This window comes from Sphingobium sp., assembly GCF_041987595.1.
Taxonomy (GTDB): Bacteria; Pseudomonadota; Alphaproteobacteria; order Sphingomonadales; family Sphingomonadaceae; genus Sphingobium.
In genome coordinates, this window is the sequence record NZ_JBHIWJ010000117.1 from 1 (window position 1) to 11771 (window position 11771).

13 protein-coding genes and 1 tRNA gene are annotated in these 11771 nt (G+C 64.4%); 8 read left to right on the forward strand and 6 right to left on the reverse strand.

The annotated features are described in order from the left end of the window. Positions 1-445 precede the first annotated feature (445 nt). Positions 446-532, reverse strand: a tRNA-Leu gene (locus ACFC3J_RS19720). Between the two features lie 140 nt (positions 533-672). On the opposite strand from ACFC3J_RS19720, the gene ACFC3J_RS19725 reads away from it, so the two are divergent. Then, positions 673-1422 (forward strand): alpha/beta fold hydrolase, encoded by a 750-nt coding sequence (locus ACFC3J_RS19725; protein WP_375197745.1) that lies wholly within the window; start codon positions 673-675, stop codon positions 1420-1422. Continuing rightward, positions 1422-2291 carry a tetratricopeptide repeat protein gene (locus ACFC3J_RS19730; protein ID WP_375197746.1) on the forward strand — a complete coding sequence of 290 codons (870 nt, stop codon included), beginning with the start codon at positions 1422-1424 and terminating at the stop codon, positions 2289-2291. The genes ACFC3J_RS19725 and ACFC3J_RS19730 overlap by 1 nt, the downstream gene beginning before the upstream one ends. Positions 2292-2310: 19 nt before the next feature. On the opposite strand, the gene ACFC3J_RS19735 is transcribed toward ACFC3J_RS19730, so the two are convergent. Beyond that, positions 2311-3015, reverse strand: a complete 705-nt coding sequence (locus ACFC3J_RS19735; protein ID WP_375197747.1) for an SIMPL domain-containing protein — start codon at positions 3013-3015, stop codon at positions 2311-2313. Positions 3016-3120: 105 nt separating this feature from the next. Here ACFC3J_RS19735 and ACFC3J_RS19740 point away from each other — a divergent pair, with 105 nt between their 5' ends. Genes ACFC3J_RS19740 through ACFC3J_RS19750 form a run of 3 tightly spaced genes read left to right on the forward strand, consistent with a single transcriptional unit; the run spans position 3121 to position 4755 of the window. Continuing rightward, complete coding sequence (locus ACFC3J_RS19740) at positions 3121-3555, forward strand: VOC family protein (RefSeq protein WP_375197748.1); 435 nt, start codon at positions 3121-3123, stop codon at positions 3553-3555. A 5-nt stretch (positions 3556-3560) separates the two neighbouring features. Next, on the forward strand, positions 3561-4283 hold the full coding sequence (gloB, locus tag ACFC3J_RS19745) for a hydroxyacylglutathione hydrolase (protein ID WP_375197749.1): 723 nt from the start codon (positions 3561-3563) through the stop codon (positions 4281-4283). Positions 4284-4338: 55 nt separating this feature from the next. After that, the gene (locus ACFC3J_RS19750; RefSeq protein ID WP_375197750.1) at positions 4339-4755 is read left to right on the forward strand and encodes a hypothetical protein; all 417 of its coding nucleotides are present in this window, start codon (positions 4339-4341) and stop codon (positions 4753-4755) included. A 3-nt stretch (positions 4756-4758) separates the two neighbouring features. Here ACFC3J_RS19750 and ACFC3J_RS19755 read toward each other — a convergent pair whose 3' ends face one another. From ACFC3J_RS19755 to ruvA, 3 genes are all read right to left on the reverse strand, one after another. Next, a complete protein-coding gene (locus ACFC3J_RS19755) occupies positions 4759-6537 on the reverse strand; it encodes an AMP-dependent synthetase/ligase (protein ID WP_375197751.1) in 1779 nt (592 codons plus the stop codon). A gap of 140 nt (positions 6538-6677) precedes the next feature. Continuing rightward, entirely contained in the window at positions 6678-7697 is a 1020-nt protein-coding gene (ruvB, locus tag ACFC3J_RS19760) for a Holliday junction branch migration DNA helicase RuvB (RefSeq protein WP_375197752.1), read from the reverse strand. Then, positions 7694-8302: a Holliday junction branch migration protein RuvA gene (gene ruvA / locus ACFC3J_RS19765; protein ID WP_375197753.1), complete on the reverse strand. Its 609-nt coding sequence runs from the start codon at positions 8300-8302 to the stop codon at positions 7694-7696. The genes ruvB and ruvA overlap by 4 nt, the downstream gene beginning before the upstream one ends. A gap of 148 nt (positions 8303-8450) precedes the next feature. Between ruvA and ACFC3J_RS19770 the strand changes: the two genes are divergently transcribed. Genes ACFC3J_RS19770 through ACFC3J_RS19780 form a run of 3 tightly spaced genes read left to right on the forward strand, consistent with a single transcriptional unit; the run spans position 8451 to position 11040 of the window. Continuing rightward, on the forward strand, positions 8451-9017 hold the full coding sequence (locus tag ACFC3J_RS19770) for a peptidase S14 (RefSeq protein WP_375197754.1): 567 nt from the start codon (positions 8451-8453) through the stop codon (positions 9015-9017). A 41-nt stretch (positions 9018-9058) separates the two neighbouring features. After that, on the forward strand, positions 9059-9685 hold the full coding sequence (locus tag ACFC3J_RS19775) for a DUF1345 domain-containing protein (protein ID WP_375197755.1): 627 nt from the start codon (positions 9059-9061) through the stop codon (positions 9683-9685). Between the two features lie 47 nt (positions 9686-9732). Further along, complete coding sequence (locus tag ACFC3J_RS19780; protein WP_375197756.1) at positions 9733-11040, forward strand: methyltransferase family protein; 1308 nt, start codon at positions 9733-9735, stop codon at positions 11038-11040. A gap of 90 nt (positions 11041-11130) precedes the next feature. On the opposite strand, the gene ACFC3J_RS19785 is transcribed toward ACFC3J_RS19780, so the two are convergent. Beyond that, on the reverse strand, positions 11131-11771 hold a 641-nt coding region (locus ACFC3J_RS19785; RefSeq protein ID WP_375197757.1), incomplete at its 5' end, for a glutamate--cysteine ligase.

Consider the following 11771-nt stretch of genomic DNA (forward strand, 5'->3'; position numbering starts at 1 on the left):
GGTGACAGAGCGCCGCCAGCACGTCGCCGAAATGGAACGGCGGGCGACGGAGGCGGACACCAAACTCTCCCGGCTCTATGAGGCGATCGAGAACGGGCTGGTCGATTTGGGCGATTCATCGCTCAAGGCGCGGATCGCGGAGCTGACTGTTCTCCGCGATCAGGCCAGAGGCGATGCCGAGCGCGCGGTCGCGCACATCGAGCGGATCAGCCCGGAGATCACGGTCGAGAGCCTTCACGCCTTCGCGCTGGTCGCCAAACGCAAGCTCCGCCACGACGATGGCTCCTATGCGCGAAACCATATTCGGGCGGTGGCACAGCGGGTCGAGGTCCACAGCAAGACGGATGTGCGAATCTGCGGCACGCGCACCGAGTTGCTGCGCACCCTCACCGCCGTCTCTGGCGTAGAGGCGGCGGTGCTAGGGACTCGGGCTTTTGGACCGAAATGGTGCCCAGAAGAGGACTCGAACCTCCACGACCTTGCGATCGCCAGCACCTGAAGCTGGTGCGTCTACCAATTCCGCCATCTGGGCACGGGGTAGGAGCGCGCAACTAGCCGCTGGCCGGAGGGCTGTCAACGCGCTCCATGCATTATTTTTTATTTTTCTGGTTTCCCTGCAAAGGGCTTCTTACGGCATGGCTGAACGCGCCTACCGGCCAGTGGAGAACTGCCATGAACAGCCTTAACCCGCCTTCTTTCCTCGCGCGCCCGGACGGCCTGCATCTGGCCTACCGGCATACACAGGGCAGGGGACCAACCCTTGTCTTCCTGCCCGGCTACATGTCTGACATGGAAGGCGGAAAGGCCGTTGCGCTGGATATATGGGCGGGGGAGCAGGGGCGGGCCATGCTGCGCCTCGATTATGCCGGCAATGGCGCGAGCGAGGGGCGGTTCGAGGATGGCACGCTGGCGAGCTGGCGCGACGATGCGCTGCTGCTGATCGATATATTGACGCAGGGCCCGGTGGTGCTGGCCGGCTCCTCCATGGGCGGATGGCTGGCGCTGCTGATCGCGCTGGCGCGCCCGGATCGGGTGGCGGGCCTGGTCGGGATCGCGGCGGCGCCCGATTTTACCGAATGGGGCTTCACCGACGCGGATAAGGCGCTGCTGGCGACCGAGGGGCGGATAGCCGAGCCGACGCCCTATGGCGACGCCCCTTATGTGACTACGCTTGCTTTCTGGGAATCGGGACAGGCGCACCGCCTGATGGACAGCGAGATCGCGATCGATTGTCCCGTCCGTTTGCTTCAGGGGCAGGAGGATGCGGACGTGCCCTGGCGGACGGCGCTGCGCCTTGCGGAAATGTTGCGTTCATCCGACGTGCAGACGCTGCTGATTAAGGACGGCGATCATCGTCTTTCCCGCGCCCCGGACATTGCGCTGTTGATCCGGACGGTCGCCAGCCTTTTGGACAGCCTCTGATGCCTTTCTTTCTTCCGCTGCTGCTGCTCGCCCCACAGGCCTATGATCCGGAGATCGAGGCGGTGATGAACCGCAAGCGCAAGGAGAAGGCGCAGGCCGCCGCTTCTGCCCCCGCCGCGCCGGCAACGTCCCCGCAGGCAAGCGATGGGCGCATTCCGGTGCCGGACAAATATGCCGCGAAATTTCAGGCCTGCCTCGATCAGGCGATTGAATCGCCGGAGAAGGGCGCCGCCTTCGCTCAGCAATGGCGGATCGAGGGCGGCAGTTTCTATGCGCGCAACTGCATGGGCTTCGCCTATGCCCGGGCGGAGCGCTGGGCGCCCGCCATCATCTCCTTCGAACAGGGCGCGGAGGAGGCCGAGCGCAATGGTGAGATGGTGCAGAGCGGTCGTCTGTGGGCGCAGGCGGGCAATGCGGCGCTGGCCAGCGGTGATGCCGCCAAGGCGCGCGATGATTTCGATGCGGCGCTGGCGCGGGGCTTGCCCGACGGCGTGGAAAAGGGAGAGGTTCATCTTGACCGCGCTCGCGCTCTGGTGGCGCTGAATGACGGCAAGGGTGCGCGTCAGTCTCTTGATGTCGCGCTGGACCAGGTGCCGCAGGACCCGCTGGCCTGGCTCCTGTCGGCGACGCTGGCCCGGCGATCGGGGGAAATGAAGCTGGCGCAGGCGCATATTGCGCGGGCGGTGCAGTTGTCGCCGGACGATGCCTCGGTCGCGCTGGAGGAGGGGAACATCGCCATTCTCACCGATCAGGAGGATGTGGCCCGCTACGCCTGGCAGCGTGCGGCGAAACTGGCTCCGGACGCGCCTGCGGGAAAGGCGGCAGCTGACAATCTGACGCGCTTGCCAGCGTCCAAAGCCGCGCCCTGATCGCCGCGTCGAGCCGCCTTCAGTTCAGATAGAAATCGACGGTCGTGACGACGCGCACCTTCTTGTAGGGCGTATCGCTGGCGCCGTCGGCTTCTCCGTCACGCGGTTCGATGGAGAAATAACCCTGGGTAGCGCTCTTGATGCCGCCCACGCTGGAGCCGCTGTCGCGGGCGAACTGCTCGGCGGCGGCGCGGGCATCCCTGGTGGCCAACGCCACCATCGGCGGCTTGATGTCGTTCAGTCGGGTGAAGCTGTACCGCATGCCCGTCCCTTCCTGAAGGGTGACGCCGCGCCGGACGAGGTCGAACTGCTGCGCGACGGCGCGCTGGGCACGGGCGATATCGGTCGTCCGCAGCAGCATGCGCTGGGTGATGGTGATCGTGTTGACGCCATTGTTGATATACTGGTTGACCCCCGCGCCGGTCGCCGTCAACGCATCGGGCCTGAAGCCCAGGTTGGTGAAATAGGCGCGCAATTCCCTTGTATTGTTGTCGATCTGGGCGCGGACGGCGGGCAGGTCGAAGCCGGTGGCGGAATAGCTGATCGACCAGGTGGCGAGGTCGGCGGTCACATCCTTTTCGGCCAGGCCGCGCACCGTGACGGATCGATCCGCCGCCCTCGCCCGCTTGAGCCCATCGCCCAGCAGATAACCGCCGCTGACGATCCCGACCGCAAGCAGGCCCGCGCAGCCCAGCAGCACTTTGTCATGAAAGGTCAATGTCATGGATGTCCTCCCCCTTCCTTCCAGGGTCAACGCATCTTATCTTGAGACGGTTCCTGCCATGACCGAGATGAACTGTTGCTTTATGGCGACGAATGGAGTGATGAAGTGCCCAAATATCTGCACACGATGATCCGCGTGACCGATGTCGACCAGACGGTCGCCTTCTTCAAGCTGCTGGGCCTGGAGGAGCAGAAGCGGATCGACAGCGAGCAGGGCCGCTTCACGCTGATCTTCCTGGCAGCGCCGGGCGATGAGGACGCGCAGGTCGAGCTGACCTACAACTGGCCCGCGGAGGATGGCTCCCCCGCGGAAGTCTATGGCGGCGGGCGCAATTTCGGACATCTCGCCTATCAGGTGGAGAATATCTACGAAACCTGCCAGCGGCTGATGGATGCGGGCGTCACGATCAACCGTCCGCCCCGCGACGGGCATATGGCCTTCATCCGCACGCCCGACAATATTTCGATCGAACTGTTGCAGAACGGCCGTCTCGAACCCGCCGAACCCTGGACGTCCATGCCTAACATCGGCGTCTGGTAAGCGCCATGCTGGAGGTCGTCCGCATCCCCGTCCTCAACGACAATTATGTCTGGCTGCTGCATGAGGGGGCCAGCGGGGAGACCGTCGCCGTCGATCCCGCCCTGGCCGATCCGGTGCTGGAGGCTGCGGCGGCGCGGGGCTGGACGATCAGCCAGATCTGGAACACCCATTGGCATGGCGATCACGTCGGCGGCAACGCGGCGATCAAGGCCGCGACAGGGTGCCTTATCACTGGCCCGGCGGCGGAAGCGGGGAAGATCGGCACGCTCGATCGCGGAGTGCAGGAAGGCGACAGCGTCCGCATCGGCAGCCATGAGGCCGCGGTGCTGGAGGTGCCCGCCCACACCGCCGGGCATATCGCCTATCATCTGGCGCCTGACCATCTGCTGTTCGTGGGCGACACGCTGTTCGCCATGGGTTGCGGTCGGCTGTTCGAAGGGACGCCCGCGCAGATGTTCGCCAATATGCAACGCTTCGCCGCGCTGCCGGACGATACGATCGTTTTCTGCGCGCATGAATATACTGAAACGAATGGCCGTTTCGCATTGATGGTGGAGCCGGACAATGCAGCGCTGCGCGAGCGGATGGCTGAAGTCCATGCGGCGCGTGGGCGCGGCGAGCCGACCGTGCCCACGACCATTGGTCTGGAACGTGCGACCAATATCTTCATGCGCTCGCGTGACGTGGCTGAGCTGGCCGAACGCCGCGCCGCCAAGGATGCGGCATGACGGATTCCGCCCCTTCCGGCCGTCTTATGAGCGGGAATGAATGAGGAGAGGTGTCATGCGCCCATGGTTGTTGCGCTCGGGGACGGTTCTGGCTCCCCTGCTGCTCGCAGGCTGTTCGGGCAGTTATGAACCGCCCCGGCTGACCGAAAAGCAGACCAGCGAGCTGGAAAAGGCGCTCGCTGGAAAGGTTGCGGGCGAGAAGGTGAGCTGTGTCAATCGCGAATCCCAGGCCAATCTGACCGCCATCAGCAGCAGCGTGCTGATCTATCGTGTGAGCCGGCGGCTGGTTTATCGCAACGACCTGATCGGCAGTTGCTCCGGCCTGTCGCGGGGCGACACGCTGATCATCAAGACCTGGGGATCGCAATATTGCCGGGGCGACATGGCGACCAGCGCTGACCTGACGACCGGAATGGTGACGGGCAATTGCGCGCTGGGCGACTTCACGCCCTATCGCGCGCCCGGCAAATAGCGATCAGCCTTTATACAGCGCGTCCAGCCGCTCCTGATAACGGGCGCGGATGACATGGCGGCGAATCTTCATCGACGGCGTCATTTCGCTATTGTCGATGGTGAAGGGTTCGTCGGCCAATATGAACCGCCGCACCCGCTCGATCACGGACAGGTCGTCATTCACCCGGTCGACCGCCACGCGCAGCGCCGCCTGATAGGATGCGTCGCTTTCGATCCCCTCAAGCCCGCGCCCCTGCGTCTCTGCCCATTCGCGGGTCCATTCGGCGTCGGGCACCAGCAACCCCACCAGATGAGGGCGGCGGTCGCCATAGACCATCGCCTGCCCGATCTCGGGCTGAAGCGTCAGCATCCCCTCGACCTTCTGGGGCGAGACATTGTCGCCCTTGTCATTGACGATCAGGTCCTTCTTTCGATCGGTGATGCGGATGCGGCCCTTGGCATCGATCTCGCCGATGTCGCCGGTGTGCAGCCAGCCATTCTGCAGCGCCTTTTCCGTTTCCGCCGGATTGCGCCAATAGCCGTGCATGACCAGTTCGCCCCGCACGAGGATTTCGCCATCCTCGGCGATCCGGACCTCAACCCCGTCGAGCGGCGGCCCAACCGTATCCATCGCTATGCCGGCGCGCGGACGGTTGCAGCTTACCACCGGGCCTGCCTCGGTCTGACCATAGCCTTGCAACAATGTCAGCCCCATCGCCTCGAAGAACAGGCCGACGTCGGGGTTGAGCGGCGCGCCGCCCGATACGAGCGCTTTCATCCGGCCGCCGAAACGCGCGGCGATCTTGGGTCTGAGCGTGCGCGCCAGCAGCGCCTTCATCGGCAGGTCGAGCAGCGATTTGCGCCCGTTCTGTTCCTTCGCCGCGATCCGCAGCGCCTGCCCCAGCAGATAGGCCGGGAATTTGCCCTGCTTCTCGATCGACTTGATGATCCGGGTGCGCAGCACTTCGAACAGTCGGGGAACGACGACCATGATCGTGGGCCGCGTTTCCTCGATGTTGCTGGCCAGCTTTTCCAGCCCCTCCGCATAATAGATCTGCCCCGCCAGCATGATCGGCAGGAACTGGCCGCCGCTATGCTCATAGGCGTGAGAGAGAGGAAGGAAGGACAGGAACACCTCCTCGTCCCATCCGAAATCCTCCTCGACCAGCCGTCCGGCGCCCTCGATGTTGCAGAGGATGGAGCCGTGATGCTGCATCACCCCGCGGGGCGCCCCGCCGGTGCCGCTGGTATAGATAATGCACGCCAGATCATCCCTTCTCGCGGTCTGGCTGGCGGCGCAGGCCTCGATATCGGTGGGATAATGGGCGATCAGGTCGCTCCAGAGATGACAGGCGACATGGCCCTGCGTGCCGCGCAACGGCTCCATGCCGATGATGAAGCTGGCCTGCGATCGCAGCACGGCGGGCATCAGATTCTGCGCCAGCTTCGCGGTCGAGACGATCACCGCCCTCGCGCCGCTGTCGGTCAGGATATGCTGGTGATCGCGCGTCGTGTTGGTGGTGTAGGTGGGCACGGTAACGCAACCCGCCGCCATGATGGCAAGGTCGGCAATGCAGAATTCCGGCCGGTTTTCGCTGACCAGCATCACCGGGTCGCCGGGTTTCAGCCCCTGCGCCTGCAGCGCGCTGGCGAGCGAGGCGACGTCGTGCGCCACTTCCGTCCAGCTCAGCGGCTGCCATTCGCCCGCTCTCTTGCGCCAAAGGAAGGGCGCGTCGCCCATCGCTCTGGCACGGGCGAAGAACATGGTCACCAGATTGGGAAAAGGTTCGATCGCCTTCAAACGGCATCTCCTGATTGCGGCGCGTCTCCTGCGCGTCTCTTGCCCCTGTGGTGGAAAGAGCTTCCACCGAAACCCCATTGCCCTTGGTGGTTCCTATAACCTCGCCTTGCCGTAACGGCCATGACATTTCGCGAAAATCTCTAGTCGAACAGGCCGTCCTGAATGTTGCTTGGCGGATTGAGGCCCAGATGTTTCCAGCCCGGCCCGTTGAGACACCGCCCCCGCGCGGTGCGGGCGATCAGGCCCAGCTGGATCAGATAGGGTTCGATCACTTCCTCGATCGTGTCGCGGGCTTCGGAAAGCCCCGCGGCCAGCGTCTCCACCCCCACCGGACCGCCGCGATAAATATCCGCGATCATCATGAGGTAACGCCGGTCCATCAGGTCGAGGCCCATATGATCGACGTCCAGCCGGGTCAGGGCGGCATCGGCGACCTTTGCATCCACCGCCGCGGCACCCGCGACGTTGGCAAAGTCGCGCACGCGGCGCAGCAGCCGACCGGCGATGCGCGGCGTGCCCCGCGAGCGGCGGGCGATCTCGACCGCGCCGTCGGAGGTGATGGCAAGGTCCAGCAGCCGCGCTGCGCGACGGACGACCAGTTCCAGCTCATCGACGGTGTAGAATTGCAGCCGCACCGGAATGCCGAAACGGTCGCGCAGCGGCGTGGTCAGCAGGCCCTGCCGCGTCGTCGCACCGACCAGGGTGAAGGGCGGCAGGTCGATCCTCACCGATCGGGCGGAGGGGCCTTCACCGATCATCAGGTCAAGCGCGCGATCCTCCATGGCGGGGTAGAGCACTTCCTCGACTGCGGGATTGAGGCGATGAATTTCGTCGACGAAGAGGACGTCGCCCTCGTCCAGATTGGTAAGCAGCGCGGCGAGGTCGCCGGATTTGGCGATCACCGGGCCGGAAGTGGCGCGGAATCCGACGCCCATTTCGCGGGCGACGATCTGGGCGAGGGTCGTTTTGCCAAGTCCGGGAGGTCCGAAGAACAGCACATGGTCCAGCGCCTCGCCGCGTCCCCTGGCGGCTTCGATGAAGATGCGGAGATTTTCGCGCGCCGCCTGCTGGCCGACAAATTCGGCAAGCGATTTGGGACGCAGCGCTGCGTCGGCATCCTCGACGCGCCGGGTCGAGGCAATCAGACGGTCATCGCTCATTTGGCCGCCTTCCTGAGCGCAAGACGGACGAGGGCGTCAAGCGAGGCGTCGTCACCCAATTCGTCTTCGGCGGCGGCGACGGCGCCGCTCGCTTCGGCAGGCTTGAAGCCGAGATTCTGGAGCGCGGAGATCGCATCGGCGCTGTGGCCGCCGGTGGGAAGCGCGGCAAAGCCCCCTCCAACGGCGCCCGCGGGCGCAGGCACCGCGCCGATCTTGTCCTTCAGCTCATTGGCGATGCGCTGGGCGAGCTTCGGGCCGACGCCATTGGCGCGGGCTATCATCGCCTTGTCGCCGGTCGCGACGGAGCGGTGCAGTTCCGCCGGTTCCAGCGCGGAGAGGATGGCCAGCGCCACGCGGGACCCCACGCCCTGCACGCTGGTCAGCATGCGGAACCAGTCGCGTTCCTCGGCGCGGGCGAAGCCGACAAGGCGGATCGAATCCTCCGACACCAGCATTTCGGTGTGGATGGTCACCGCTTCCCCCACCGGTCCCAGCGCCGCCAGCGTGCGGGAAGAGGCGCCAACCAGATAACCGACGCCGCCCACATCGATGATGGCATGGTCAAGCCCCGTGCTGTCCAGCCGCCCCTTGAGTTTCGCGATCATGCGCCCCGCCCTTTGGTCATGATCTGTTCCTTAGGACCCTCTCCGGCGCGGCGCCAGTCAAAAGCGATGGCCGATCAAAAACCATGAGAAACGGCACCATTTGTCGTTCCGGGCGTAGTGGAGCCGAACGGGACAGGAAAAGAACAGGATGCAGACCTTGCTTACGCAGAAGGATTTCGAATTTCCCGCCATCATGCTGTCGGGCTTCGTCGATCACGGCATGTATCTTCACTTTCGCAATTGCCTGAGTTCGGCACCGCAGCAGGGGCTGGTGGTGGTGGAGATCGCGACGCTGGGCGGCGATCCGGAAATAGCGCGGATGATGGGCGAAGATATCCGCTTCCATTCCGATCTCTATCCCGAGCGGCGGCTGGTGTTTCTGGGCAAGACGGCCGTCTACTCGGCGGGAGCGACCTTCATGGGCTTTTTCGCGACGGAGAACCGCTATCTGGCGCGGGGCACGAGGCTGATGATCCATGAGCGGATCATCACCCGCGACATTCATCTGGAAGGGCCGCTGTCCACCTGCATCGCCTCGCTGAAAGCAACGCTGCACGAGATCGAGGCGTCGATCGCGATCCAGAATGAGGGCTTCGCCAATCTGATCCTGGGGTCGCAGGTGTCGATGGACGAGCTGCTGAAGCGGGCGCCGGAGAACTGGTATCTGGAGGCGAACGAGGCGCAGGCGCTGGGGCTGGTCGCCGCCGTCATATAAAGCGGCTTGTAAGGCGTGGCGTTTGGCCTTTCTATGCGGGCATGAGCCGGTCCCAGATTTTCCCGTGGCGTTACGGCATGTTCCTGACCCTGTTGGTCAGCATGGCGCCCTTTGGCCTGCTGCTGCCCTGGCATGAGGCGGTGATGGCGGGGTTCGACGTCGCGGCGCTGGCATTCCTGCTGTCCGTCTGGCCGTTGCTGGATGCCGACCCGGATTCGATGCGGCGCAAGGCGGCGGACAATGACGTAAACCGGCAGTTGATGCTGCTGCTGACCGGGATCGTGTCCGTGGTGATCCTGATCGCGGTGGGGGTTGCGGTCAGCCAGCATGGCGGGCCGAGCGCGGCGGTCATCGCCCTGCTGCTGGGGACGCTGGGGTTGGCCTGGCTGTTTTCCAACCTCGTCTACGCCATGCATTATGCCCATATCTTTTACCTGAGCGACGGCAGGGGCGGGGATAGCAGGGGGCTGGATTTTCCGGATACGGAGGAGCCGGGCTATTGGGATTTCCTTTATTTCGCCTTCACGCTGGGCATGACGTTCCAAACCTCCGATGTGGGGGTGACGCGAAGCGGCATGCGGCAGACCGCGCTGTTCCATTGTCTGGCGGCATTCGTGTTCAACCTGGGGATATTGGCGTTCACCATCAACGTCCTGGGCGGGAGTTGAGGCGGCTCTTCACGGCTTGCTTACCATTTTTCGCTAGGGCATGCGGCATGGTAACGAATGCCGATCCCTGCCCCAAATCCGCCGTCAGCCACGGCGTGGGCATCGCCGGGCTGCTGGGCCTTGGCCTCTGGACGCTGGTCGCGCGCCATTATGGGATGAACGGACCGAATGCGGGCTTTGCCGCGGTCTTCGCCTGCGGCGTCCCGATGGTGCTTTGGTCGCTGATCGTCGACAGGGTGCACCGGAACGCGTCGACCGGGATTGACTGGACGGCACCGGCGCGGCCGGCAAAGGCGGTGGTGGACGTCAGTCTGGTCAAGATCGCCGGGCTGTGGGCGACATGGCTTTTCATCGCGGTCTTCTATTGCGTGGCGCGCTGGTACTGGAGCGGGAATTACCGCTTTTCCATGGATCTGTTCATGGCGGCCGCGCCCTGGCTGCTGGTGGCGTCGGTGCCTTATGTGATCTGGCTGGACCGGCGGCTGGTCGAGCCAAGGGACGCCTGTTTCGCCTTCGGGCAATGGGTCATCGGCGGCGCGGCGGGGGTGCCGGACAGGGCGCAGGTCGCGCATCACGCGCGCGCCTGGGCGGTGAAGGGCTTTTTCCTCGCCTTCATGGTGTCGATCGTGCCGGGCAATTTCGCCAGCGTGGTGGACTGGCGGATCGGGGATGCCCTCCGCAATCCGGTCGCGCTGGCGGGCTTCCTGATCGCGGTCATGTTCATGATCGACGTCTGCATGGCGACGGTCGGCTATATCCTGACCCTGAAGCCGCTGGATTCGCATATCCGGACGGCCAATCCTTTGCTGGCCGGGTGGGTCGCCGCCTTGATCTGCTATCCGCCGTTCGTGCTGATGGGGAATGGCGGGCCGCTCGACTATCATGCGGGCGGGGCTGAATGGGATTTCTGGACGCAGGGACCTGGAACCCTGCATCTGGCCCTGCAATGGATGTTGGGGGGCGTGCTGGTCCTGCTGACCGGCATCTATGCATGGGCGACGGTGGCTTTTGGGCTGCGCTTTTCCAATCTGACCCACCGGGGAATATTGACCCACGGGCCGTATCGCTGGACGCGGCATCCAGCCTATCTGTCGAAAAATCTCTTTTGGTGGTTTTCCTCGCTGCCCTTCCTGAGCATGTCGGGAAGCCTGACCGACGGAGTGCGCAACTGTGCGCTGCTGGGAGTGACGAACGCGGTCTATTATTGGCGCGCCCGGACCGAAGAAGCGCATCTGGGGACGGATGCGGATTATGTCGCCTACAGCGCGTGGATGAAGCGGAACGGGGTGGTGCCGCGCTTCTTTGCGTGGTTGGCGGGGCGGAAGGTTGACGGGGTGGTGCAGCCTGCTGAATGAACGTCGCGCAGCACCCTCATCCAACTTCGCCTAACGGGCTTTGCCCGTAAGGCTTCATATCCTTCTCCCATCGAGGGAGAAGGATATCGGTCAGAAGCTTTCTTCGGCGTAGATTTTGCTGAGGTCGCCCTGCCATTCGCCATGATAGCGGGCGAGCAGGCGTTCGGCGTGGGTCTGGCCCGACGCCACGATCTCGTCCAGCGGAGCGAGATAGCCGGTTTCATTGTCGCCTGACGCGTTCAGGCGGGCGCGGGCGGAGAGGCCGCTGCGGGCGATGTTCAGCACTTCACCGGCAATGTCGCGCAGCTTGCGGTTGCCCGGCAGGGGTGCGTCGAGGGCCAGTCTGGGCACGGAATCGCGCAGGGTCTGCCGTTCCTCCATGCTCCAGTCCTTGACCAGATCCCATGCCGCGTCGAGCGCGCCCTGATCGTAGAGCAGGCCGACCCAGAGCGCGGGCAGCGCGCAGATGCGGTTCCACGGGCCGCCATCGGCGCCGCGCATTTCGAGGAAGCTCTTGAGCCGCACTTCGGGGAAGGCGGTGGAGAGATGGTCTTCCCAATCCTTTTCCGTGGGCTTTTCGCCCGGCAGGGCAGGGAGCCTGCCGTCCAGAAAGTCGCGGAAGCTCTGGCCCGCCGCGTCGATATATTTGCCGTCGCGATAGACGAAATACATCGGCACATCGAGCGCATAGTCGGCATAGCGTTCATAGCCGAAGCCCTCCTCGAACACGA